General features: G+C 67.0%; 23 protein-coding genes. 16 read left to right on the top strand and 7 right to left on the bottom strand.

Going from position 1 to position 23,536, the window contains the following annotated elements:
- The first annotated feature begins 17 nt into the window (after positions 1-17).
- Positions 18-722 (top strand): alpha/beta fold hydrolase, encoded by a 705-nt coding sequence (locus O6P37_RS04490; RefSeq protein ID WP_269892903.1) that lies wholly within the window; start codon positions 18-20, stop codon positions 720-722.
- Positions 723-755: 33 nt separating this feature from the next.
- Here O6P37_RS04490 and O6P37_RS04485 read toward each other — a convergent pair whose 3' ends face one another.
- A complete protein-coding gene (locus O6P37_RS04485) occupies positions 756-1,484 on the bottom strand; it encodes an LpqN/LpqT family lipoprotein (protein WP_269892902.1) in 729 nt (242 codons plus the stop codon).
- 146 nt (positions 1,485-1,630) lie between these two features.
- Here O6P37_RS04485 and O6P37_RS04480 point away from each other — a divergent pair, with 146 nt between their 5' ends.
- Positions 1,631-2,029 carry a VOC family protein gene (locus O6P37_RS04480; RefSeq protein ID WP_269892901.1) on the top strand — a complete coding sequence of 133 codons (399 nt, stop codon included), beginning with the start codon at positions 1,631-1,633 and terminating at the stop codon, positions 2,027-2,029.
- Here O6P37_RS04480 and O6P37_RS04475 read toward each other — a convergent pair.
- Positions 1,966-2,721 (bottom strand): DUF6597 domain-containing transcriptional factor, encoded by a 756-nt coding sequence (locus O6P37_RS04475; protein ID WP_269892900.1) that lies wholly within the window; start codon positions 2,719-2,721, stop codon positions 1,966-1,968. The genes O6P37_RS04480 and O6P37_RS04475 overlap by 64 nt on opposite strands.
- Positions 2,722-2,755: 34 nt before the next feature.
- On the opposite strand from O6P37_RS04475, the gene O6P37_RS04470 reads away from it, so the two are divergent.
- Positions 2,756-5,023: a molybdopterin-dependent oxidoreductase gene (locus O6P37_RS04470; RefSeq protein ID WP_269892899.1), complete on the top strand. Its 2,268-nt coding sequence runs from the start codon at positions 2,756-2,758 to the stop codon at positions 5,021-5,023.
- Here the strand turns inward: O6P37_RS04470 and fadD17 are convergent.
- Genes fadD17 through O6P37_RS04455 form a run of 3 tightly spaced genes read right to left on the bottom strand, consistent with a single transcriptional unit; the run spans position 5,004 to position 8,805 of the window.
- Complete coding sequence (gene fadD17, locus O6P37_RS04465; RefSeq protein ID WP_269892898.1) at positions 5,004-6,515, bottom strand: long-chain-fatty-acid--CoA ligase FadD17; 1,512 nt, start codon at positions 6,513-6,515, stop codon at positions 5,004-5,006. The two genes, O6P37_RS04470 and fadD17, sit on opposite strands and share 20 nt — an antisense overlap.
- Before the next feature lie 2 nt (positions 6,516-6,517).
- Complete coding sequence (locus O6P37_RS04460) at positions 6,518-7,609, bottom strand: acyl-CoA dehydrogenase family protein (RefSeq protein ID WP_269892897.1); 1,092 nt, start codon at positions 7,607-7,609, stop codon at positions 6,518-6,520.
- 14 nt (positions 7,610-7,623) lie between these two features.
- A complete protein-coding gene (locus O6P37_RS04455; protein ID WP_269892896.1) occupies positions 7,624-8,805 on the bottom strand; it encodes an acyl-CoA dehydrogenase in 1,182 nt (393 codons plus the stop codon).
- Positions 8,806-8,980: 175 nt separating this feature from the next.
- Here O6P37_RS04455 and O6P37_RS04450 point away from each other — a divergent pair, with 175 nt between their 5' ends.
- The 12 genes from O6P37_RS04450 to O6P37_RS04395 all read left to right on the top strand — a co-directional run bounded on the left by O6P37_RS04450 (position 8,981) and on the right by O6P37_RS04395 (position 20,871).
- Entirely contained in the window at positions 8,981-9,172 is a 192-nt protein-coding gene (locus O6P37_RS04450; RefSeq protein ID WP_269892895.1) for a ferredoxin, read from the top strand.
- A 4-nt stretch (positions 9,173-9,176) separates the two neighbouring features.
- The gene (locus O6P37_RS04445; protein ID WP_269893170.1) at positions 9,177-10,103 is read left to right on the top strand and encodes a 3-oxoacyl-ACP reductase; all 927 of its coding nucleotides are present in this window, start codon (positions 9,177-9,179) and stop codon (positions 10,101-10,103) included.
- Positions 10,104-10,368: 265 nt separating this feature from the next.
- Positions 10,369-11,130: an MlaE family ABC transporter permease gene (locus O6P37_RS04440; protein ID WP_264014061.1), complete on the top strand. Its 762-nt coding sequence runs from the start codon at positions 10,369-10,371 to the stop codon at positions 11,128-11,130.
- On the top strand, positions 11,127-11,981 hold the full coding sequence (locus O6P37_RS04435) for an MlaE family ABC transporter permease (RefSeq protein ID WP_269892894.1): 855 nt from the start codon (positions 11,127-11,129) through the stop codon (positions 11,979-11,981). Before O6P37_RS04440 ends, O6P37_RS04435 begins: the two co-directional genes overlap by 4 nt.
- 18 nt (positions 11,982-11,999) lie before the next feature.
- A complete protein-coding gene (locus O6P37_RS04430; RefSeq protein ID WP_269892893.1) occupies positions 12,000-13,190 on the top strand; it encodes an MCE family protein in 1,191 nt (396 codons plus the stop codon).
- Positions 13,190-14,224 carry an MCE family protein gene (locus O6P37_RS04425; protein WP_264014058.1) on the top strand — a complete coding sequence of 345 codons (1,035 nt, stop codon included), beginning with the start codon at positions 13,190-13,192 and terminating at the stop codon, positions 14,222-14,224. Before O6P37_RS04430 ends, O6P37_RS04425 begins: the two co-directional genes overlap by 1 nt.
- Complete coding sequence (locus O6P37_RS04420; RefSeq protein ID WP_264014121.1) at positions 14,217-15,263, top strand: MCE family protein; 1,047 nt, start codon at positions 14,217-14,219, stop codon at positions 15,261-15,263. The genes O6P37_RS04425 and O6P37_RS04420 overlap by 8 nt, the downstream gene beginning before the upstream one ends.
- On the top strand, positions 15,260-16,717 hold the full coding sequence (locus tag O6P37_RS04415) for an MCE family protein (protein ID WP_269892892.1): 1,458 nt from the start codon (positions 15,260-15,262) through the stop codon (positions 16,715-16,717). Before O6P37_RS04420 ends, O6P37_RS04415 begins: the two co-directional genes overlap by 4 nt.
- Positions 16,714-17,910: an MCE family protein gene (locus O6P37_RS04410; protein ID WP_269892891.1), complete on the top strand. Its 1,197-nt coding sequence runs from the start codon at positions 16,714-16,716 to the stop codon at positions 17,908-17,910. The genes O6P37_RS04415 and O6P37_RS04410 overlap by 4 nt, the downstream gene beginning before the upstream one ends.
- Entirely contained in the window at positions 17,910-19,691 is a 1,782-nt protein-coding gene (locus O6P37_RS04405; protein WP_269892890.1) for an MCE family protein, read from the top strand. The genes O6P37_RS04410 and O6P37_RS04405 overlap by 1 nt, the downstream gene beginning before the upstream one ends.
- Positions 19,691-20,383, top strand: a complete 693-nt coding sequence (locus O6P37_RS04400; RefSeq protein ID WP_269892889.1) for a mammalian cell entry protein — start codon at positions 19,691-19,693, stop codon at positions 20,381-20,383. Before O6P37_RS04405 ends, O6P37_RS04400 begins: the two co-directional genes overlap by 1 nt.
- On the top strand, positions 20,383-20,871 hold the full coding sequence (locus O6P37_RS04395; RefSeq protein WP_269892888.1) for a mammalian cell entry protein: 489 nt from the start codon (positions 20,383-20,385) through the stop codon (positions 20,869-20,871). Before O6P37_RS04400 ends, O6P37_RS04395 begins: the two co-directional genes overlap by 1 nt.
- Here the strand turns inward: O6P37_RS04395 and O6P37_RS04390 are convergent.
- Entirely contained in the window at positions 20,868-22,325 is a 1,458-nt protein-coding gene (locus tag O6P37_RS04390) for an alpha,alpha-trehalose-phosphate synthase (UDP-forming) (RefSeq protein WP_269892887.1), read from the bottom strand. The two genes, O6P37_RS04395 and O6P37_RS04390, sit on opposite strands and share 4 nt — an antisense overlap.
- The gene (locus O6P37_RS04385; RefSeq protein WP_264014052.1) at positions 22,326-22,490 is read right to left on the bottom strand and encodes a hypothetical protein; all 165 of its coding nucleotides are present in this window, start codon (positions 22,488-22,490) and stop codon (positions 22,326-22,328) included. It abuts the gene before it with no gap.
- A 118-nt stretch (positions 22,491-22,608) separates the two neighbouring features.
- On the opposite strand from O6P37_RS04385, the gene O6P37_RS04380 reads away from it, so the two are divergent.
- Entirely contained in the window at positions 22,609-23,502 is an 894-nt protein-coding gene (locus O6P37_RS04380) for an enoyl-CoA hydratase (RefSeq protein ID WP_269892886.1), read from the top strand.
- Positions 23,503-23,536 lie beyond the last annotated feature (34 nt).

Raw genomic sequence — 23,536 nt, 5'->3', positions numbered from 1 at the left:
CACGCAGGAGGCGGCTCATGGCGACGTTCGCATTGGTACACGGCGCCTGGCACGGTGCGTGGTGCTGGGACAGGCTCGTCCCTGAACTGATGACGCGGGGGCATCAGGTGGTCGCCGTCGACCTTCCATCGGATGACGTGACGGCCTCGTTCGACGACTATGCCGACGTCGTGTGCGCCGCAGTCGGCGACAGCCCGGCACGAGACCTGATCCTCGTCGGACATTCGCTGGGCGGCATGACGATTCCGCTGGTCGCCGCCCGCCGACCGCTGCGGCGGCTGGTGTACCTGTGTGCACTCCTGCCGCAGCCGGGACGCAGCCTCGGTCAGCAGATGGCCGAGGACGGCGCGATGCTCGACCCCGACTATGCGCTCGGGCTCAGCCGCACCGATCCCGACCGACGGACGTGGGTCGACGAGGAGCGGGCACGCGAGCACTTGTTCGGCGACTGCGACGAGGCCACCGCTGCCGCGGCGATCGCACGCTTGCGACCACAGGCCACCTACCCGTACCGGCTGCCGTATCCGCCCGACGAGCTACCCGCAGTGGCCTCGTCCTACGTCCTCTGCACGCAGGATCGGATGGTCAAGCCGGACTGGTCACGCCGAACGGCGCCCGACCGCGTGGGAGCAGACGTCGAAGAACTGCCCGGCAGCCACTCGCCGTTCCTTTCGCGCCCGGGCGAGCTCGCCGACGTACTCGACCGTCTGGCGGACGCGTGACGAGCGCCGACAGGTCGACGAGCCCAGACCACCTCAGAAGGTGATCGTGGTCTCCTCGTCGATGGCCATGGTCGCCGGGGCGAGCACGAAACCCTGGTCCTCGCGGCCGTCGGCGTTGAGCTGCAGCACGTAGACGGCGTCGGGGCCGGGGATCACCACGGTCTTCTGGGCGACCAGCTTGGTCACGCCGTCCTGCACCCAGGTTCCGCCGAGCTGGAAGGCGGGGTATTCGCCGAGGGTGCTTGCTTCGCCCTCGTTCATCGCCGACCATCCGGGCAGGTTCTTCAGCTCGCCGGGCGCGAGATCGATGATGGCCTGCGGGTCCACATCGCCCTCCAGCCGCGACACCAGCGCGACGATCGACGGCTGGTACTCGGCGGCCTCGGGACCGGTGTAGGCGATTGCGCCATAGGCCCATTCGGGCGTCTCGTCACCGGCGGTCACCCAGCCCTCGGGGATCGGGAGGTCGATCACCGGTGCGCCGGGTTCGCCCATCTTGACCGCCGTCTCCTTGATGCCGTTGTCGGCGATGTAACTGGCGATGGTGGGGTTGGCGCCGGCGGCATCCTCGTCGCGCGGCGCGATACGCAGCTTGCCAACCGGCGCCGGGGACGCCGAAGACGCTGCGCTCGAGGGGCTCTCGCTGCTCGCGACGCTGCTGGCACTCGAGGCGGCGGGCTCGGTGTCCGAGCCGCAGCTGGACAGGGCGAGCCCGAGGACGGCGGCCGCGGCCACCGCTCCAGTTATGCCGCTGGTTTTCATCAATCGACCTCCAGGGAGTGGAAACGCGGAACACCGCGACAACACCGCAAACTTGTCGAGTGCGAGCGAAGCGTAGCTCACCCCGGGTGCCCGGGCTGTCCGATTTGTTCACGACGGTTCGCGCGTGTGTCCCTAACGTGATCGGTATGGATATCGCGCTCACCGGAACCACGATCGAGATCGTCGCGAAGGACCTGCGGCGGACGCTGGAGTTCTACCGCCTGCTGGGATTGGCCGTTCCGGAACCCGAAGGCGCGCCGCACGTTGAGGCCGAACTGCCCGGCGGCAATCTGCTCGCGTTCGACACCGAGGAGACCATCGCCGGGATGCACCCGGGGTGGACGCCGCCGGTCGCGGCGGGCCGGGTGGCGCTGGCATTCCGGGTTGGCTCACCCGGCCAGGTCGATGCGCTGTACGAAAGGCTCACCACGGCGGGCCATCCCGGCGCCCTCGAGCCGTTCGACGCGCCGTGGGGGCAGCGCTACGCCACCGTGACGGACCCCGACGGCACATCGGTGGACCTGTTCGCGCCGCTGCCCAGCTGAGCGATCCCGACGCCTGCCAGCGTGCGGACCTCGCGGTGCAGGTGCGGCTGGTCGGCGTAACCGGCGCGCGCGGCGACCTCGGCTGCGGCGAGTCCGTCGCCGAGCAGACGCACCGCACGACGGAACCGCAGCACCCGCCGCAGCACCGCCGGGCCGTAGCCGTACACCGCCGCGCAGTGCCGCTGCAGGGTTCGTGCGGACCAGCCCACCTCGGTGGCCACCGCCGACACCGCCGCACCGTCGGCCAGGCGTGCGGTGACGTGGCGCAGCACCGGCAGCGACCACGGCGCCGTCTCGGTGGCCGGTTCGCCGGCGGCCAGTGCGTCGGTCATCACCAGCAGCGGCCGGTCGGCGATGTCGGGTCGCAGGTCGGCCACCGGCACCCGGTCATCGCGGAGCTCCGACGCCGGGACACCCAGCAGCCGGGGCAGCACGCCGGGTCGGAACCGCAGTCCGCGCACCGTCTCCCGGTGCGGTCCGCTGTGGTGTGCGCCCGTGTCGGGTCCGGCGACGACCACGCGGCCGTCCATCCAGACGAGATCCATGCATCCGTCGGGTAGTACCCGGCCCGGCTCGGCGGACCCGTCGCGTGTCCACCCGCATTCGGCAAGATCGCGAAGCCGGTGCGGCGGCGGGAATTCGCGGTAGCCCACCCCGTCGACGTTACCGCCGCCGCGCTTCGGCCAACCCACCGCGCGACGGGGCCCGAACCCATAACCTGGACACATGTCCAGTGAGGTGTCCGACCACCGCGTGACGTGCCCGCTCTGCGAGGCGATGTGCGGGCTGCGGGTCCGGGTGCGCGACGATCGGGTGCTGAGTATCCGCGGCAACGGCGACGACGTGTGGTCGCGCGGCCACCTCTGCCCGAAGGGCACCACACTGGGGCAGCTGCACGAGGACCCCGACCGATTGCGGATGCCGATGGTCAAGGGCAGCGACGGCGTACACCGCACGGTCGGATGGGACGAGGCGTTCGCCGAGGCCGAGCGGCGGCTGCGGCCGGTGCTGGAGGAGGACGGCGCCAGGGCGCTGAGCGTCTACGTCGGAAATCCCGTGGCGCACAACCTCGATCTCGCCTCCTACATCGGCGCACTGGTCGGCATGGCCGGAGCGGCGGGCATGCCCGCGTACTACTCGCCGGGAACCGTCGACCAGTGGCCGCTCAACGTGGTGGGCACCCTGCTGTTCGGCGGGATGTGGAACGCGCCGATCCCCGACCTCGAGCGCACCGACCATCTCGTCATCCTCGGCGCGAACCCCGCTGCCTCCCAGGGCTCGATGCTGTCCGCGCCCGACGTGATGGGACACCTCGCCGACATCCGTCGCCGCGGCGGCGCCGTAGTCGTCGTCGATCCACGCCGCACCCCCACGGCCGACCGCGCCACCGAGTGGGTGCCCATCCACCCCGGCACCGACGCGCTGCTGCTGTTCGCCATCCTGCGAATCCTGGCCGTCGACGGCAACATCCGGCGCCCCGCGCATCTGGAGGGCAAGGTGACCGGGCTGGACGAGGCGATCGCGCTCGCCGATCCCTTCACCGCGGAGCGGGTCAGCGCCGCCACCGGCATCGAGGCAGCCACCATCCGGCGCATCGCCGCCGGCCTCGCCGCGGCGCAGTCACCCGTGCTGTACAGCCGGATCGGCACCTGCACACAGGAGTTCGGCACGCTGACCACCTGGCTGGTGTTCGTCGTCAACGTCGCGCTCGGGGCGGTCGACCGGCGCGGCGGCGCGGTGTTCGCCAAACCCGCGGTGTTCTCGCCGATGTTCATGAGGCCACCCGATCAGACAGGAGAGCGGTGGGAATTCGGCCGCTTCCGCAGCCGGGTCCGCGGCGCTCCGGAGGTCCTCGGGCAGTTCCCGCTCAGTTGCCTCGCCGAAGAGATCGACACCCCGGGGGACGGCCGCATCCGCGCGCTGATCACGGTCGCGGGCAATCCGGTGATCTCGGCGCCCGGCGCACGCCGGCTCGATATGGCGCTGCCGAAGCTCGATGCGATGATCGCGGTCGACAACTGGCTCAACGAGACCACCCGCCACGCGCACGTCATCCTGCCCGGGCTGTCGCCGCTCGAACGCGCGCACAGCGACGACCTGTACTGGATGTACGCCGTCGCTTCGTGCCTCAAGTGGTCGGAGCCGGTGTTCCCGCCCGACCCGGGCCGCCCGGCGGAGTGGGAGATCCTGCTGCGGCTGGGCGCCTCGGCGCTCGGTGTTCCGGTTCCGGACGTCGACGTGGCGGCGATGGACGACATGTACACCACCGGGCTGCTGTCGGCGATGTGCGACCAGCCGGGAACCCCGTTGACGGGACGCGACCCGGGTGAAGCGTTCGCGGCGCTGTCCGGCGTCGGACCGGCGAGGCTCGCAGACCTCGGAATCCGTCTGGGGCCGTGGGGAGATCAGCTGGGCCTGCGGCCCGGCGGGCTGACGTTGGACGCGGTGCGCGCCCACCCCGACGGACTACGGCTGGCCGAACTGGACGGCGGGCGCCTCGACGAGGCCGTCACCACACCGTCCGGCCGGATCGAGTTGATCCACCCCTGGATCACCGACGACATCCCGCGCCTACTCGACCGGATCGGCCGCACGAGTGCCGATCTGGTTCTGACCAGTCGGCGTCACCTGAGAAGCAACAACTCGTGGCTGCACAACGTCCCGGCCCTGATGCGCGGGCGCGACCGCTGCACGCTGCTGATCCATCCCGACGACGCCCGTTCGGCAGGCGTCGCGGACGGGGACCTCGCCGTCGTCACGACGAGCGCGGGTTCACTCGAGATACCGGTCGAGACGTCGGACGAGATGATGCCCGGCGTGGTGTCCCTGCCGCACGGGTGGGGCCACGGCAGGCCCGGCACCCGGCTCGAGGTCGCCAACGCCCATCCGGGTGTCAACTCGAATCTGCTGAACCCGGTCGACGTGATCGACGTCCCGAGCAACACCCATGTGGTGAACGGGGTGCCGTGCCGGGTCAGCGCGCCGGCCGGCTGATCTCCCACACCGGGTCGGCGCAGTCGGTGCCTTCGGCGGACAACTGCCGCTTGAGCACCTTGAACGTCTCCGTGCGGGGCAGTTCGGCGGTGATGCGAACGAACGACGGCCACTGCTTGGGACCCAGATCGTCCTGCGCCGAAAGGAATTCGCGCAGTCGCGAGGCATCGAGGCCGGCGCCCGGACTCAGCACCAGCGCGGCCATCACCTGGTCGCCGACGGCCGGGTCGGGAATGGGATAGACGGCCACGTGGGCGACGTCGGGATGGCGCGCCAGGATCCGCTCGATCGGCGCGGTGCCCAGGTTCTCACCGTCGACGCGCATCCAGTCGCCGAGCCGGCCGGCGAAGTACACGAAACCGTTCTCGTCGCAGTAGGCGAGATCACCGCTGTGATACATGCCGCCCGCCATCCGTACGGCCTCGGCGTCGGGGTCGTTGTAGTAGCCGCGGAACTGGCCGCGCCCGCGGGGATTGACCAGTTCGCCGATCTTGCCCGGTGGACACGGTTCGCCGGTCTCGACGTCGACCACCGCCACCTCGTCGGTCAGCGGCCCGAGGGCGCCGTCCGGGGTGTCCGGCGAGCGCGCGATCGACACCCCGCCCTCGGTGGACCCGAAGCCGTCGACCACCACCACGCCGAACCGCCGCGCGAAGCGGTCCAGGTCGCGCGGCGCACCTTCGTTGCCGTACAGGAAATTCAGCGGATTGTCGGCGTCGTCGTCGCGCTCCGGCGTGGCGAGGATGTAGGACAGCGGCTTGCCGACGTAGTTGGCGTAGGTGGCGCCGAAGCGGCGGACGTCGGACATGAACGCCGAGGCGGAGAACCTGCGCCGCAGCGCGATCGACCCGCCGGCGGCCGCGGCCACCGCCCAGCCGGCCATGATCGCGTTGGAGTGGAACAGCGGCATCGACAGGTAGAACGTGTCCGCCGGGCCGAGGCCGAACCGGTCGGCGAGCATCCGGCCGGGAAACGCCACCTTCTCGTGAGTGACGCGTACCGCCTTGGGTTCACCGCTGGTGCCGGAGGTGAAGATCAGCATGTACAGGTCGTCGGACGCGACGTCGGCGAAGCGCACCGGTGTGCCGTGCTGCGCGGCGAGCTCGTCGGCCCACGCCGTCGACCCGACGTCGATGAACTCCACCCCGTCGGGCACCGGGCCCGCGTCGTCGGCGAGCACCAACTGGCAGTCGGCGCGGTCGATGTCGCGGGCGAGTGCGGCGCCGCGGCGAGTGGGGTTGAGCCCCACCGGCACCAGCCCCGTCATGGCCGCGGTGACGAGCACCGTGGAGAAGAACGGCGTGTTGCCCAGCAGCACACCGACGTGCGGCGGGCGGTTCGGGTCCAGCCGCGCCCGCAGCGCCGCACCGAGTGCCGCGCCGTCGGTCAGGTGTTGCCGCCAACTGACGAACGAGTCCTCGGCATACACCCCCCGGTCGTCGACCTCGGCCAGCGGTTCAAGCAGTCGACCGACGGTCGGCCCGCCGTCCACGGTCAGACCGGGGTGTCGGCCAGCTCGCGGCCGATGCGCAGCAGCGCACCGGTGGCGCCGCCGACCGCGAACTCGGTCTGCTTGGCGGCCAGGAAGTACCGGTGCACCGGGTGGTCCATGTCGATGCCGACGCCGCCGTGCACGTGCACCGTCGTGTGAGCGACCCGGTGGCCGGCCTCGGCCGCCCAGAACGCCGCACTGGCGACGTCGATGTCGGATGCAAGGTCCTCCGACAACCGCCAGGCCGCCTGGGTCAGGGTGAGCCGGAGGCCCTTGATGTCGATGTAGCCGTCGGCGAGCCGCGACGACACCGCCTGGAAGCTGCCGATCGGCCGGTCGAACTGCTCCCGCTCCCTGGCGTATTCGGCGGTCAACTCGAGCGCGCGCTCCAGCACGCCCAGCTGGAAGGCACTTCGGCCGAGCATGGACCTCGCGGTCAGCCACGACACCGCGTCGCCGAGTCCGCGATCGCCGCCGACCTCGACGCCCTGCAGCTCCAGGTAGCCGACGCTGCCCAGACCGGTGGTCTCCAGCGCGCGCACCGACACGCCGGGGTCGTCCTTGCTCACCAGGAAGACCGTGGTGCCGGAATCCGTTTCGGCCGGCACCAGGAACGCGTCGGCCACCGGCCCGTAGGGGACCTGGGTGCGGGTGCCGGTCAGGGTGTGGTTCCCGCCGCTCGCCGTCGCCCGGACCGGACCTTCGCCCATCTCGCCGTCCAGGGCGATCGTGAGCACCTTGCCGCCGGTGACCGCGGGCGCCGCCCACTCCTGTTGCAGCGCCTCGGTTCCGAACGCGGCGAGCGCACCGGCGGCCAGCACCACCGATTCGAGGTACGGCACCGCGGCCAGCTGGCGGCCCAGCGCCACCAGCACCGCCACCTCCTCGAGCACCCCGTACCCGCCGCCGCCCAGCGACTCGGGGGCGGTGGTGCTCAGCACGTCGGCGTCGATCAGCTTCTGCCACAGTTCCCGGTCGAAGCGGTGCTCCTGGTTGTCGAGCTCGCGCTGGTGCTCGGGGGTGACCACCGACTCGGTGATGGTGCGGACCAGGCCGCCGAGGTCGTCGGCGGCTTCGGTTGTCGTGAAATCCATTTCGAGGCCCTTTCCTACCGGTTGACCCGGGGCAGGCCGAGGGCGACCATGCCGATGATGTCGCGCTGGATCTCGTTCGTGCCGCCGCCGAAGGTCAGGATCAGCGCCGAGCGGTGCATCCGCTCGATGCGCCCCCGCAGCAGTGCGCCGGGGGAGTCGGCCCGCAGCGTCGCCGAGGTGCCGAGCACCTCCATCAGCAGCCGGTAGGCCTCGGTCGCCAGCTCGGTGCCGTACACCTTGGCCGCCGAGGCGTCGGCGGGCGAGGGACCGGCGCCGCCGGCGGAAGCGAGTTCCCAGTTGACCAGCTTGAGCACCTCGGCCTTGGCGTGCACCCGGGCCAGGTTGAGCTGCACCCACTCCGAGTCGATCAGCCGGTTGCCGTGCGCGTCCTTGGTGTGCTGCGCCCAGTCGCGGACCGCGTTGAGCGCCACATAGATCGGCTGGGCGGAGACCAGGGCGACGCGTTCGTGGTTCAGCTGGTTGGTCACCAGCTTCCAGCCTGCGTTCTCCTCGCCGACCAGATTCGTCGCGGGAACCCGGACGTCCTGGTAGTAGGTCGCACTGGTGTCGACGCCCGACATGGTGTGCACCGGCGTCCAGGAGAAGCCGTCGGCCGTGGTGGGCACGATGAGCATCGAGATGCCGCGGTGCTTCTTGGCCTCCGGATTGGTCCGCACCGCCAGCCAGACATAGTCGGCGTAGGCGATCAGGCTGGTCCACATCTTCTGGCCGTTGATCACGTAGTCATCGCCGTCGCGCACCGCGGTGGTGCGCAGCGAGGCGAGGTCGGTGCCCGCGCCGGGTTCGGAGTAGCCGATCGAGAAGTGCAGTTCACCGGCGGCGATGCGGGGCAGAAAGAACTTCTTCTGATCCTCCGTGCCGAACGCCATGATGGTCGGCGCGACGCTGTTGATCGTGAGGAACGGGACCGGGACATTGGCGATCGCCGCCTCGTCGGTGAAGATCAGCGCGTCGATGGGCGGGCGGCCCTGGCCGCCGTACTCGGTCGGCCAGTTCAGCGTCAGCCAGCCGTCCTTGCCCATCTGCGCGACGGTCTCGCGGTAGACGTTGCCGCGCCCCATCTCGCCGTCGTTTGAGGCGAGTGCCTCGGCCCGGTCGGGCGTCATGAGCTTGGCGAAGTAGGCGCGCAGTTCGCGGCGCAACTCCTCCTGTTCGGGGCTGTAGCCGATCCGCATGGCGGTGAATCCTCACTTGTCGGCACCCTGCGTGGGCACCCTGGTATCCACCTGGTTGTAACACGTTCTAGTCTTGGGGTCCAGGCCGGTGTTGCACACGCGCCGGAAGCCGGGGTCGTATTCTGACCCTTCGTCACGGGCGGGCCGCCCGAACAGCGGTTGCAAGGAGGTTGTCATGCGAGTGGAAGTCGACCGGGACCGTTGCGAGGGCAATGCGGTCTGCGTGGGGATTGCCCCGGATCTGTTCGATCTCGACGACGAGGACTATGCCGTCGTCAAGGAGGATCCGGTGCCGGCCGACCAGGAGGACGTCGCCGAGCAGTCCGTCGCCGAATGCCCCCGTGCCGCCCTGATCCGGAAAGACTAGAGGTATTCATAAATTGACTGATTCAGACGTGACCGATCTGTCCGGACGGGTCGCCGTCGTGACCGGCGCGGCCGCCGGCCTGGGCCGCGCCGAGGCGATCGGGCTGGCGCAGGCCGGCGCGTCGGTCGTCGTGAACGACATCGCCGCGGCGCTCGACAAGTCCGACGTGCTCGACGAGATCTCCGCGGCCGGCGCCAAGGGGGTCGCGGTGGCCGGCGACATCAGTGAGCGCGCCACCGCCGACGAACTGGTGGAGACGGCCGACGGCCTCGGCGGGCTCGGCATCGTCGTCAACAACGCAGGCATCACACGCGACCGGATCCTGTTCAACATGTCCGACGAGGAGTGGGACGCCGTCATCGCCGTGCACCTGCGCGGGCACTTCCTGCTCACCCGCAATGCGGCCACCTACTGGAGGTCCAAGGCGAAGGCCGGTGACGGGACCGTCTACGGACGCATCATCAACACCTCGTCGGAGGCCGGCCTGTCCGGTCCGGTCGGCCAGCCGAACTACGGCGCCGCCAAGGCCGGCATCACCGCGCTGACGTTGTCGGCGGCGCGCGCACTCGAGCGCTTCGGCGTGCGGGCGAACGCCATCGCGCCGCGGGCCCGCACCGCGATGACCGCTGGGGTGTTCGGCGACGCCCCGGAGCTGCCGACGGGGCAGGTCGACCCGCTGTCGACCGACCACGTCGTGAACCTGGTCCGGTTTCTGGCGTCACCCGCCTCGGGAGGGGTCAACGGACAGCTCTTCATCGTCTATGGTCCGACTGTCACATTGGTGGCCGCGCCGGTCGCGGAGCATCAGTTCACCGCCGACGCCGACGCGTGGGACCCCGCTGAGCTGAGTTCGACACTGCGCGAATACTTTGCTGACCGGGATCCCGAGCGCGGCTTCTCCGCCACCGAGCTGATGGAGTCGCGAGACTGACAGTCTCGGTTGTCAGCGGGCGCGAGAGACTAGAACACGTTCCAGAATGATCTGTGTCACACTGGCGCTGACCAGCGTGAATATAATGAAATGGACCGGTTTTGCGGTTCTTTGACACTGCGAACTTGTTCTAGTTACTATGAGCCGGCTCACTAAGAGCAGTGCTTAAACCAGGGGTGGAATGGCCGCCGTCACAAGCGGTCCGGGGTTTTTCGCCACGGCGAGAACCGCGACAACTCCCCCCGCCCTGAGAACGGAGCCGAGGTTGTTCGAACAGCTCGCGGTCCCGGCTCGGGCTGTGGGCGGTTTCATGCAGATGTCCGTCGAAACTCTCCGAGCCACGTTCCGTCGGCCGTTCCAGTTTCAGGAGTTTCTCGACCAGACCTGGATGATCGCCAGGGTTTCGCTCATTCCGACGGTGCTGATCTCGATTCCGTTCACGGTGCTGGTCGCGTTCACCCTCAACATTCTGCTGCGCGAACTCGGCGCCGCGGATCTGTCGGGCTCCGGAACCGCGTTCGGCACCGTCACCCAGCTGGGTCCGATCTCGACCGTGCTCGTCGTCGCCGGCGCGGGGGCGACTGCGATCTGCGCCGATCTGGGCGCTCGCACCATTCGCGAGGAGATCGACGCGATGCGGGTGCTCGGCATCGATCCCATCCAACGACTCGTCGTGCCGCGGGTGCTGGCGTCGACGGTCGTGGCCATGTTGCTCAACGGTCTGGTGATTGCGATCGGCCTGAGCGGCGGCTACGTGTTCTCCGTGCTCCTGCAGGGAGTGAATCCGGGAGCGTTCATCAGCGGCCTGACCATCCTGACCGGGTTGCCCGAGTTGGTGATCTCAGAAGTCAAGGCCCTTTTGTTCGGCGTCATGGCCGGATTGGTCGGGTGCTACCGAGGCCTCACCGTCAAGGGCGGGCCCAAAGGTGTCGGAGAAGCTGTCAACGAGACCGTCATCTATGCCTTCATCTGCCTCTTCGTGATCAATGTGCTGATGACGGCGATCGGCGTTCGGATCACCCAATGAGTCAGCTCGGAAGTTACGACGCGTCGCTGCGGATCCGGCGTGCGTTCCGATGGCTGCCTCGGGCTGTCGACACGTTCGGCGAGCAGGCATTGTTCTACGCCGAGTCGATCCGATACATCCCGCACGCGCTGGTGCACTACCGCAAGGAAACACTCCGGCTGATCGCCGAGATGACGCTGGGCTCCGGTGCGCTGCTGCTCATCGGCGGCACGGTCGGCGTCGCGGCGTTTCTGACCCTGGCGTCCGGCGGCGTCATCGCGGTCCAGGGTTACGAGTCGCTCGGCAACATCGGCATCGAGGCGCTGACCGGGTTCCTCTCCGCGTTTCTCAACGTGCGCATCGTTGCGCCGATCATCGCCGGCATTGCGCTCGCCGCCACCATCGGCGCCGGCACCACCGCCCAACTGGGCGCGATGCGCATCGCCGAGGAGATCGATGCCACCGAGGCGATGGCCATACATTCACTCTCCTACCTGGTGTCCACCCGCATCATCGCCGGGTTGGTCGCGATCGTTCCGTTGTACTCGCTGGCGACCTTGGCTGCGTTCTTCTCCGCCCGCACGATCACCGTCTACGTCAACGGACAATCCGGCGGTCTCTACGACCACTACTTCAACACGTTCCTGATACCGACGGACCTGCTGTGGTCTTTCGCCCAGGCCATCGTGATGGCGGTCGCGGTGATGCTGGTGCACACCTACTACGGATACAACGCCTCCGGCGGACCCGTTGGCGTAGGCGTCGCGGTAGGTCAAGCGGTACGGACGTCGCTAATTGTCGTGGTCGTCATCACCTTGTTCATTGCACTCGCCGTGTACGGCGCGTCCGGTAATTTCAACCTCTCGGGGTAGAAGGGGAGGGCAGACGTCGTGTCGAGGACCACCGCGATCAGGATCGCCGCCGCAGCACTGGCGACGATCATCGTGGCGTTCACGGTGTTGACTTATCTGTCGTATACCGCGGCGTTCAGCCCGACCGAGACCGTGACGGTGATGTCACCGCGGGCCGGGTTGGTGATGGACAAGGAAGCAAAGGTCAAGTACCGCGGTATCCAGATCGGCAAGGTCGAAGACATCGCCTACACGGGCGATCAGGCGAAGTTGACGCTGGCGATCAACGAGGACCAGTTGCGGTTCGTCCCGTCGAACGCGCTGGTACGAATCGCCAGCACCACCGTGTTCGGTGCGAAGTCAGTAGATTTCATGTCGCCGGAGCAACCGTCGGATGCGCCGTTGCGTCCCGGCGCGACCGTCGCCGCCCAAGCCGTGCAACTGGAAGCCAACACGCTGTTCCAGACCCTGATCGACGTGCTGCACAAGGTCGACCCGATGAATCTCAACGCGACCATATCGGCGATCGCCGAGGGGTTGCGCGGTCATGGTGACGAATTCGGCGGTAGCCTTGCAGGGTTGAATCAGTATCTGACGCAACTGAACCCGAAGTTGCCCACTGTCGAATCGGACTTCGCGCAGACAGCGACGGTCGCCAACATCTACGGCGATGCCGCTCCCGATCTGGTCACCGTGCTCGACAACGTGCCGACCATCAGCAACACGATCGTCGATGAGCAGGAGAACCTCAACGCGACGCTGCTCGCGGCAACCGGCTTGGCGAACGAAGGATACGCAACCTTGGAGCCGGCGGCAGACGACTACATCGCAGCGATCCAGCGGCTGCGAGCGCCGTTGACGGTGCTGGGGGACTATTCGCCGGTACTCGGCTGCATAGTGCAGGGTGTCAAGAAGGGGGCCGAACGCGGTGGAAGCATCGTCGGTGGCATGAAACCCGGCGCGATGGTCAGTTCCAGCTTCGTGCTGGGCGTGCCGTCGTACACGTATCCAGAGAGTCTGCCGATCGTCAATGCGTCGGGTGGTCCGAACTGCCGCGGCCTACCCAACCTCCCCAGCAAGCAATTCGGCGGCTCCTTCTACCGTTCGCCTTTCCTGGTCACCGACAACGCTGTCATTCCGTACGAGCCGTTCACCGAGGTGCAGGTCGACGCCCCGAGTACCTTCCAGTTCTTGTTCAACGGGGCATTCGCAGAACGAGACGACTTCTGATGAGCCGCCGGGGAAATCTGATCAAGGTGAGCGTCTTCGCGGTGGTCATGCTGCTCATCTCCGCCGGTCTGGTGGTGGTTTTCGGCGAAATCCGGTTCGCATCGAGCAACTCTTACCACGCCACGTTCGCCGACGCCTCGCGGCTGAAGGGCGGCGAGGACGTGCGGATCGCCGGCGTTCCGGTGGGCAGTGTCGGCGATGTGAAACTGAACCCCGACAACACCGTTGACGTGGCGTTCAACATCGACAAGAAGTATCAGATGTACACCTCGACGCGGGCTGCGATCCGCTATGAGAACCTCGTCGGCGACCGCTATATGGAGATCACCTCGGGTCCGGGCGAGCTTCGGAAGTTGCCGTCGGGTGGCATGGTTCCCATCGACCAGACCCAGCCGGCCTTGGATCTCGATGCTCTGCTCGGTGGCTTGCGCCCTGTGGTCAAGGGTCTCGATGGCGAGCAGATCAACCAGATAAGTGGTGCGGTCATCGAATCGCTGCAAGGCGAGGGTGGTGCGCTGTCTCGATTGCTCTCGGAAACCGGAACATTCAGCCAGACACTGGGCGATCGCTATCAGGTGATCTCCGAGGCGATCCGGAATCTCAACGAGGTGCTTGGGACCATCGACGAGAAGAGCGTCGAGTTCGATGCCAGCGTGGACGAGCTCCAAAAGCTGGTCAGCGGACTGGCGGAGGGCCGGGACCCGATCGCAGGGGCCATTCCGCCGCTGGCATCCGCCTCAGCGGATCTGACCGACATGCTCGCCAATTCGCGACGGCCGCTGCAGGGCGTGCTCGAGAACCTTCGTCCGCTGGCGACCGAGCTCGACAATCGCAAGGATGAGGTCAATCGAGTCATCGAACCGTTGGCCGAGAACTATCTGCGGCTCAACTCCCTTGGTGCGTACGGGTCATACTTCAACTACTACATCTGCACGGTGACGCTGAAATTCAACGGCCCAGCAGGCAGCGACATCTTCCTGCCGATCGGTGGCGTGCCGGACCCGTCGAAGGGCAGGTGTTCAGACAATGGATAAGACCATCCGGGCGGGTATCTTCGGGATCGCGGTCGTGGCGTGTGTCGTGATCGTCGCGTTCGGATACACCAGCCTGCCGTTCTATCCGCAAGGCAAGTCCTACGAGGCCTTCTTCGCCGACGCAGGTGGTATCTCGCCGGGCAACGACGTCAACATCTCCGGCATCACGGTCGGCAAAGTGACCGAAGTCGGCCTCGCCGGCGACGCAGCAAAGGTGGCATTCACCGTCGACCGCAAGGTCAGGCTCGGCGATCAGACTCTCGTGTCGATCAGGACCGAAACCGTTCTGGGGGAGAGGTCGCTGGGGATCGTTCCGCAGGGTGGCGGATCGGTGACATCAATTCCCCTGAGCCGCACCACTGCTCCGTACACCTTGAACATGGCGCTGCAGGACCTCGGTCAGAATTCCGGTGTGCTCGACAAGGATCAGTTGACCCAGGCGTTGCAGGTGCTGACCGATTCGTTCCGCGACGCGACGCCCGAGCTCCGCCGCACGCTCGACGGGGTTGCCACGTTGTCGCGCAGCATCAACGCCAACGACGAAGCGCTGGGTCAGCTGTTGACACGCGCCAGGTCGGTGACGGCGGTGCTCGCCGACCGGGCCGGTCAGGTGAACCAGCTCATCACCGACGGCAATCAGCTCTTCGCCGCGCTCGATGAGCGACGGGCCGCCCTGAGCAGTCTGATCGCCGGCATCGACGATGTGTCACAGCAGATCTCGGGGTTCGTCGCCGATAACCGCCGCGAATTCGGCCCCGCCCTGAGGAGACTGAATCTGGTGTTGGACAACCTGCTCGAACGCCGTGAACACATCAGTGAGGCGCTGAAGCGTCTGCCGGGCTACGCCACTGCGCTCGGCGAGTCGGTCGCTTCCGGCTCGGGTTTCATGGTCAACCTGCCCAATGCGATACCGAACACTACTCAGTCGGCCCTGCTACTGGATCTCTACTTCCAACCGGGCAAGATTCCGGACAGCCTCGCCGACCTTCTACGCGGGTTCATCAACGAGCGGCTGATAATAAGGCCGAAGTCGCCGTGAGCCGCCTCTTGCGCTACGGCGTCATCACCGCGCTGCTGGTGGCGCTGATCGGTGGCGTCTTCTTGGTGTGGCCGCGAGTCTCCACGTACACAGTGGTCGGATACTTCACCTCGGCGGCGGGCGTCTATCCGGGCGACGAGGTTCGTATCATCGGCGTGCCTATCGGCTCGATCGAATCCATCTCGCCGCAGGCCGATGCCGTCAAGATCACCATGAGGGTGAAGGAAGACGTCAAAGTGCCCGCCGACGCTCGCGCGGTGGTCATTGCACCGAACCTCGTGGCAGCCCGGTTCATTCAGCTGACCCCTACCTATAGTCAGGGTCCGGCGATGGAGGATGGCGGCACCATCGAGTTGGGCCGCACCGCCGTGCCGGTCGAGTGGGACGACGTCAAGACCGAGCTCACCAGGCTCAGCCGGCAGCTCGGACCGTCGGCGGGCGAAGTTCACGGCCCGTTGAGCAGCTTCGTCAATCAGGCCGCCGATACCTTCGACGGAAACGGCGACTCGTTTCGGCAAGCCGTGCGCGAATTGTCGCAGACTGCGGGGCGGCTGGGCGACTCACGCATGGACCTGTTCGGCACGGTGAAGAACCTGCAGATCCTGGTCGACGCGCTGTCGAGGAGCAACGAGCAAATCGTGCAGTTCAGCGGGCATTTGGCCTCGGTCTCTCAGGTGTTGGCCGACAGCGCGGTGGGGCTGGACGACACCTTGGGCAGTCTCAACCAGGCACTGTCTGACGTCCGCGGCTTCCTCGACGAGAACAACGCGGTGCTGATCGACAACGTCAACAGGTTGACCGACTTCACCAGCATCCTGACAACCCAGACCGACGACGTCGAGCAGATACTGCACGTCCTGCCGAACGCGATGGCCAACTTCTACAACATCTACAACCCGGCCCAGGGCACCGCCAATGGTCTTCTGGGCCTGCCGGAATTCGCCAATCCGGTGCAGTTCATCTGCGGAAATTTCGACGCGGCGGGGATGCCCGATTATGACAAGCGATCCGAGATCTGCCGCCAGCGGATGGCTCCGGTGCTCAAGCGCCTGGCGGTGAACTACCCGCCCTTCATGGCGCACGGGATCAACACGATCACCGCGTACAAGGGCCAGGTGATCTACGACACCCCGGCGACTGAGGCCAAGGCGCAAACCTACATCCCGCACCTCGAGTGGATCCCCAGCGACGGGCGGTTCCCGCCCCGTGCCGGTGAGGGAGGAGATCCCACGTCGTTGCTGCTGCCCCCGAACCCGGTTCCTGGTCCGCCGCCGCCTGCGCAGCCGTACACGCTTGGTCCGGTGGTACTGCCGCCCGGTCCAGCGCCCGGTGGTCCGCCGCCCGGTCCGGCTCCGGGTGCGCCGCCGGCACCAGCTGCGCCCGGTCCGCTTCCGGCCGAGATCGGCGCGCCGGTGCAGCCGATCGCTCCGCAACAACATGGAGGCGGAGGATGACGCGAATGTCGTTGACCATCAATAGTGGCCGCGTGAGCAGGCGCATGGTGGCCATCGGGTCCGGCGTAGTCCTGCTCACCGGGTGCCAGTTCGGCGGGCTGAACTCGCTGAACATGCCCGGCACGGCCGGTCACGGCGCGGGCGCCTACACCATCGCCGTGGAGCTGCCCGACGTTGCCACTCTGCCGCAGAACTCGCCCGTGATGGTCGACGACGTCACCGTCGGCAGCGTGTCGGGGGTCGAGGCTGTGCAGCGGGCAGATGGCAGCTTCTATGCTGCGGTGCAACTGTCCCTCGACCGCGAAGTCCGGCTGCCGGCCAACGCGACGGCCAGGGTCGCGCAGACGTCACTATTGGGTTCGCAGCACATCGAGCTGTCGGCTCCGGTCGATCAACCGCCGGTGGGCGAGCTACGTGACGGGTCGGAGATCCCGTGGAGCCAGGGCAGCCGCTACCCCACCACCGAGGAAGTACTGTCTGCCTTGGGTGTGGTCGTCAACAAGGGCAATCTCGGTGCGCTGCAGGATATTACTCAAGAGGTCTACAACGGGGTGGCGGGCCGTGAGGGCCAGTTCGCGGGCCTGATCCCGCGGCTCGCCGAGCTGACCGCGTCGTTGAATCGGCAGACCGACGACATCATCGCCGCTGTCGAAGGCCTGAACCGATTCGCCGGAGTCCTCGCCCGCAGCAAGGACAGTCTTGGCCGGACCCTGGACACCCTTCCGGCAGCGCTGCGCGTGCTCAACGACAATCGGACGAACATCATTGACGCGTTCGCCGCACTGCAGAGTTTCGCTACCGTCGGATCACGCATCCTGGCCGAAACCAAGGACGATTTCGCGGAGGACTTGATCGACTTGTACGCGGTGATCAAGCCGCTCAATGACAACCGTGCGGACCTCGTCTCCTCCCTGGATAGCCTGGCGACCTTCCCGTTCCCGGGCAAGAATCTGCATCGAGTGGCCAGGGGTGACTACTTCAACATCTTCTCCACGTTCGATCTGACAATCCGCCGGCTCGGCGAGACCATCTTCACGACGTCGTTCTTCGACCCGAACATGAAGCGCCTCGCCGAAGTTGTCAACCCGCCGGAGTTCTTGACCGGGGAGATGGCGAACCTGTCCGGGCAGGCCGCTGATCCGTTCAAGATCCCGCCCGGTACCGCGTCGGGCCAGGAGGTGCCGCCCGAGTAATGCTCAACCGAACCGCGCGAATCCAACTGATGATCTTCGCTGTCGTGACCGTGGTCACCGTCGGCGCGATCTCCTTTTTCTACCTCCGTGTACCCGCCCGGCTGGGCGTCGGTGTGTACGGTGTCACGGCCGAATTCGTCGCCGGCGGCGGGCTGTATGAGAACGCCAATGTCACGTATCGCGGCGTGCAAGCCGGCCGCGTCCAGGCCGTGGAGTTGACCGACGACGGCGTCGCCGCGCACATGGAACTCAACAGCGATGTCAAGATCCCGGCGAACTCGACCGCCACCGTCAAGAGTGTGTCTGCGATCGGCGAACAGTACGTGGACTTCGTTCCGCCCGCCGATCCCTCGTCGGCGTTGCTGCTCAACGGTGCGACCATCCCGAAGGAACGGACGGCGATACCGCAGGACGTCGCCGAGTTGCTGGGTGAGGCCAACCGATTGGTGAACAGCCTCGACAACACCCGCATCCAGGACCTGCTACGCGAGACGTTCGACGCGTTCAACGGCTCAGGGCCCGAACTGGCGCGACTGATCCAATCGGCACGGTCGCTGATCGACGAGGCCAACGCAAGTTGGCCGCAGACCGCGGCGCTGATCGACCAGGCGGAACCGTTCCTGGAGGCGCAGATTCGCAGTGGCGATGACATCCGGTCGTCGGCCGACGGCCTTGCGCGATTGACCACCGAAGTGGTCAACGCCGATCCGCAGCTGCGTGCGCTGCTTGCGGAGGCACCCGGGGCGGCCGCCGAAGCCGGCGAGACGTTTGCGGGCATTCGGCCCTCGTTCCCGGTGCTCGCGGCCAACTTGGCCAACTTCGGCCGGGTGGGCGTCATCTACCACAGGTCGATCGAACAGGCGCTGGTCATCTTTCCTGCACTGCAGGCTTCTCTGTTGACGATCGGCGGCCAACTTCCCGCGGACGAAGGTGGCAAGCAGGACTTCAAGATCTCGATCAACGATCCGCCGCCGTGCAACACCGGATTCCTGCCGCCGTCGGAGATTCGCACGCCAGGCGACACCACGCTGCGCGAGCTACCCAATGACTTGTACTGCAAAGTCGCGCAGAACGATCCGATGGTTGTGCGCGGCGCGAGAAACTATCCCTGTCAGGAGTTCCCCGGCAAGCGCGCGCCGACCATTCAGTTGTGCCGCGACCCCCGTGGCTACGTCCCGATCGGTAACAGCCCATGGCGCGGTCCGCCGGTGCCGATCGGCACACCGATGGACGTCCTGGAGGACGACACGCCCGAGGACGGTCGCAACATCTTCCCGCCCAACAAGTTTCCCTACATCCCACCTGAGAACGACCCGGACCCGGGATACCCCGTCGCGCCGGGTTTGGTACCGCCCGGGGTCCAAACCGGCCCGGGGCCGGCGCCACATCAACCGTGGCCGTACATTCCGCCTCCGAACGATGGCCCACCGCCACCGCCGCTGACGGCGTGGATACCGCCGGCGCCGTACCCGGAGGCATGGCCACCGCCGCCGGTCGGGCCGGCGATCAACGGTCCTCCAACACCGCCGCCGATATTCGCTGGGCCCTACAACACCGCGGCTCTGCCGCAAGCCCCCGGAGCTCCGCCGCCACCCGCAGCTCCGCCGCCACCCGCTGCACCGATGCCGCAGGCGAGCGGGGCGGCTTACGGGACGTATGACCAGAACACCGGAGTTTTCGTCGATCCGGCCGGCGGTAGCGGGGTGTACGCCCCCGGTATCGCTGACATGCCGCCGCAGGAGAATTGGGTTGATCTCATGCTCTATCCAAGGCGGACCTGATGACGCCTACTTCGGCCCGTCCGGAACAGGCCCGACGTCGCCGCGCGTCCCGGCCTGCAGGCCCGGCGAACGGTAAAGCTGCCGAGGCCACCGTCGCACGCATTCAGACCGCGAAGCCGACCGGTGCAACGTCTGCGCGCAAGTTCCGCAAGGCTGCGCCCCCACCACGCCGGAAGGCGCACCGACGGCTGGTCGCAATCGTTGCTTTGGTGTCTGGGCTCGTCGCGACGAGTGTTCTCGGCGTTGCAGTGGCGGTACTGATCGTCCAGAAACAACACACAGAAGCAACGCAAGCACGCAACCAGCGGTTCGTCGACACGGCGACACAGACCGTGGTGAACATGTTCAGCTTCAGGCAGGACACCATCGACGAGAGTGTCGACCGTTTCTACGACGGCACCAGCGGGCCATTGCGCGACATGTTCAGCCAGAACAACAACGTGGTGAACCTCAAGGCGATTTTCCGGGACACCGGCGGCAGTTCTGAGACGGTGATCAACGGCGCTGCTTTGGAAAGCATCGACGACATCAGCAAGAACGCGGCGGTGTTGGTGTCGGCTCGGGTCACGGCCAGCGACATGGACGGCAACAACAGGCCATCGCAGCCGTACCGGCTGCGCATCGTCGTGCACGAGGATGACAACGGGCGGATGACGGCCTACGACCTCAACTATCCCAACGGCGGCAACTGATGCGCTGGCTCGTCAGCGGGATCATCGGGCTGATGGCAGTTGCGTTCGTCAGCCTGGCCGCCGTGGGTGGTGGCCTCTACTGGCAGCGGGTGGAGACGCGTGGAGAGCAATCAGCGCGCGAGGAACTCGGACCACTTGCGCAGAAACAAATCCCGACCGTATTCACCTACGACTACAAGACGGTCGAGCGCAACCTCATCGATTCATACAACCTGCTCACGCCCGACTACCGCAGGGAGTTCGAGCAGAGGGCGAATGCCGACATCATTCCGCAGGCGCGGGAGCGGGAGGTCGTGAGCCAAGCCAACGTAGTCGGCGTCGGAGTGCTTAATGCGCAGCGCAACTCGGCAGCGGTGATGGTCTACATCAACCGCACGGTGTCCGAGAAGTCGAATCGCGACCAACCGATCTACGACGGCGCGCGGCTGCGGGTGGAGTACAAGCGAATCGACGGCAAGTGGTTGATCAGTTACATCACGCCGATCTAGGAGCGCGCTGACTTGGTGTCGGCCAACGCGTCGAGGAAGGCCCGCGCCCACCGGTCGACGTCGTGGGCGAGCACCTGCCTGCGCAGCGCGCGCATCCGGCGCCTGCCCTCCTCTGGCGCCTGGGTCAGCGCCGCCTCGATCGCGTCCTTGACGCCCTCGAGGTGATGCGGGTTGGCCAGGTATGCCTGGCGCAGTTCGGCTGCGGCTCCGGTGAATTCGCTGAGCACCAGCGCGCCGCCGAGATCGCTGCGGCAGGCCACGTACTCCTTGGCCACCAGGTTCATCCCGTCGCGCAGCGGCGTGACCAGCATGACGTCCGCGGCGACGAAGAACGCGATCAACTCTTCACGGGGAATCGGCCGGTGCAGGTAGTGCACGATGGGATGGCCGACTTCGCCGTGCTCGCCGTTGATGTGGCCGACCTGACGCTCGATGTCCTCGCGCATCGCGATGTAGCTCTCGACGCGTTCCCGGCTCGGGGTCGCCAGCTGCACCAGCACGGTGTCGTCGCGGTCCACCCGTTTCTCGTCGAGCAGTTCGGACAGCGCGTGCAGGCGGACGTCGATGCCCTTGGTGTAGTCGAGCCGGTCGACCCCCAGCATGATCTTGCGGGGATTTCCGAGCTCGGCACGGATCGCGCGGGCCCGCTGCCGGATCTCCCGGTTCCGTGCCTTGGTGTCGAGCTCGGCCGAGTCGATGGAGATCGGGAACGCGCCGACCTTGACGGTGCGGAAGCCGACCTGCACCTCACCGAATCTGGATCGCACACCGACGTTGCCGCGTGAGGTGTTGGCCCCGACCAGCCTGCGGGCCAGGATCAGGAAGTTCTGCGCGCCGCCGGGCAGGTGGAAGCCCACCAGGTCGGCGCCCAGCAGACCCTCGATGATCTCGGTGCGCCATGGCATCTGCATGAACAGCTCGACCGGCGGGAACGGGATGTGCAGGAAGAATCCGATGGTGAGGTCGGGCCGCAGCATCCGCAGCATCTTGGGAACCAGCTGCAGCTGATAGTCCTGCACCCACACCGTCGCGCCCTTTGCGGCCGCACGTGCGGTGGCCTCGGCGAACCGCCGGTTGACCTCGACGTAGCGCTCCCACCATTCGCGGTGGTAGATCGGCTTGACGATCAGATCGTGGTAGAGCGGCCACAGCGTGGCGTTGGAGAAGCCCTCGTAGTACTTGGCGACGTCGTCGGCGGACAGCGACACCGGGTACAGCTGCAGGCCGTCGTCGTCGATCGGGTCTTCGTCGCTGTCGGGGACGCCCGCCCAGCCGATCCATGCCCCGTGCCGCTTACGCAGCAGCGGCTCCAGCGCCGTGACGAGGCCACCGGGGCTCCGCTTGTAGGTCGTGGTGCCGTCCGGGTGGCGCTCGATGTCGATCGGCAGCCGGTTGGCCACGACGACGAAGTCAGAGTCCCCGGAGTCGGACTGTGCGCCGGCCTCCGGTGACACCTACGCCTCGATTTTCGACGGTCCAATGCCGAGCATCGAGAGGAAGACCCGGCATTCGTCGGCATCGGTGGCGTAGGCGGCGACCACCTGCCTGGCCTGACGGGCAGTGCTGTCGGCCAATGGTTCGACGTCGCCGAGCTCGGCGGCTTCAGTTTTTGCGGGCATACCCCAACTCTAGGCGACTTCGCGGGCGCCCGGTTGATCGCCTGTTACTACAGGGTGTAGCTGATCATGGCCGCGACGGCGTGAAGACGGGCCGCGCGGTGCCCGTAATGTGCCTGCCATGGCCGATGAGCAGGTGACATACGAAACCCTCGACGAGGGCCGGATAGCTCGCATCTGGCTCAACCGGCCGGAATCGCAGAACGCACAGTCACGCACCCTGCTCGTGCAGCTCGACGAGGCCTTCACCCGCGCCGAGGCCGACGACCAGGTGCGCGTGGTGATCCTTGCCGCCCGCGGGAAGAACTTCTCGGCCGGACACGACCTCGGCTCTGAGGCAGCCCTGGCCGAGCGCAAGCCCGGGCCCGACCAGCATCCGACCTTCCGCTCACACGGCGCGACGCGGTCCGCCTCGATGGAGAAGCTCTACCTGCAGGAGTGGCACTTCTACTTCGAGAACACCAAGCGCTGGCGCGATCTGCGCAAGATCACCATCGCGCAGGTGCAGGGCAACGCCATCTCCGCCGCGCTGATGCTGATCTGGGCGTGCGACCTCATCGTCGCCGCGGACGACGCGAAGTTCAGCGATGTGGTGGGCGTCCGGCTCGGGATGCCGGGCGTCGAATACTACGCACACCCTTGGGAGTTCGGTCCCCGCAAGGCCAAAGAGCTGCTGCTGACCGGTGATTCGATCGACGCCGAGGATGCCTACCGGCTGGGCATGGTGTCCAAGATCTTCCCGGTCGAGGAGCTCACGGACAAGACGCTCGAGTTCGCCCGCCGGATCGCCGAACGGCCCACGATGGCGGCGCTGCTGATCAAGGATTCGGTGAACGCGGCCAGCGACGCGATGGGGTTCACCGAGGCGCTTCGGCACGGTTTCCACATCCACGAACTCGGCCACGCGCACTGGGCCGCGCACAACGAGAACCGATTGCCGCTCGGCCTGCCGCCCGATGTCCCGGACTGGCGGACGCTTGGCGCACCGAAGCCGGCCCGGCGCGATCAGCCGTGACGTATAACTAGAACCTGTTCTAGTAAACTTGGCT

This window comes from Mycobacterium hippophais, from assembly GCF_027529605.1.
Lineage (GTDB): Bacteria > Actinomycetota > Actinomycetes > Mycobacteriales > Mycobacteriaceae > Mycobacterium > Mycobacterium arseniciresistens.
This window is presented reverse-complemented; position numbering and strand designations above follow the sequence as displayed.

Bases quoted from the DNA above. Each gene is read 5' to 3' on its own strand.
- O6P37_RS04485 (WP_269892902.1), bottom strand. From the start codon at position 1,484: ATGAAAACCAGCGGCATAACTGGAGCGGTGGCCGCGGCCGCCGTCCTC.
- O6P37_RS04395 (WP_269892888.1), top strand. From the start codon at position 20,383: ATGCGCTGGCTCGTCAGCGGGATCATCGGGCTGATGGCAGTTGCGTTC.
- O6P37_RS04385 (WP_264014052.1), bottom strand. From the start codon at position 22,490: ATGCCCGCAAAAACTGAAGCCGCCGAGCTCGGCGACGTCGAACCATTG.
- O6P37_RS04405 (WP_269892890.1), top strand. From the start codon at position 17,910: ATGCTCAACCGAACCGCGCGAATCCAACTGATGATCTTCGCTGTCGTG.
- O6P37_RS04490 (WP_269892903.1), top strand. From the start codon at position 18: ATGGCGACGTTCGCATTGGTACACGGCGCCTGGCACGGTGCGTGGTGC.
- O6P37_RS04410 (WP_269892891.1), top strand. From the start codon at position 16,714: ATGACGCGAATGTCGTTGACCATCAATAGTGGCCGCGTGAGCAGGCGC.
- O6P37_RS04435 (WP_269892894.1), top strand. From the start codon at position 11,127: ATGAGTCAGCTCGGAAGTTACGACGCGTCGCTGCGGATCCGGCGTGCG.
- O6P37_RS04420 (WP_264014121.1), top strand. From the start codon at position 14,217: ATGGATAAGACCATCCGGGCGGGTATCTTCGGGATCGCGGTCGTGGCG.
- O6P37_RS04400 (WP_269892889.1), top strand. From the start codon at position 19,691: ATGACGCCTACTTCGGCCCGTCCGGAACAGGCCCGACGTCGCCGCGCG.
- O6P37_RS04450 (WP_269892895.1), top strand. From the start codon at position 8,981: ATGCGAGTGGAAGTCGACCGGGACCGTTGCGAGGGCAATGCGGTCTGC.
- O6P37_RS04460 (WP_269892897.1), bottom strand. From the start codon at position 7,609: ATGGATTTCACGACAACCGAAGCCGCCGACGACCTCGGCGGCCTGGTC.
- O6P37_RS04425 (WP_264014058.1), top strand. From the start codon at position 13,190: ATGAGCCGCCGGGGAAATCTGATCAAGGTGAGCGTCTTCGCGGTGGTC.
- O6P37_RS04470 (WP_269892899.1), top strand. From the start codon at position 2,756: ATGTCCAGTGAGGTGTCCGACCACCGCGTGACGTGCCCGCTCTGCGAG.
- O6P37_RS04380 (WP_269892886.1), top strand. From the start codon at position 22,609: ATGGCCGATGAGCAGGTGACATACGAAACCCTCGACGAGGGCCGGATA.
- O6P37_RS04455 (WP_269892896.1), bottom strand. From the start codon at position 8,805: ATGCGGATCGGCTACAGCCCCGAACAGGAGGAGTTGCGCCGCGAACTG.
- O6P37_RS04480 (WP_269892901.1), top strand. From the start codon at position 1,631: ATGGATATCGCGCTCACCGGAACCACGATCGAGATCGTCGCGAAGGAC.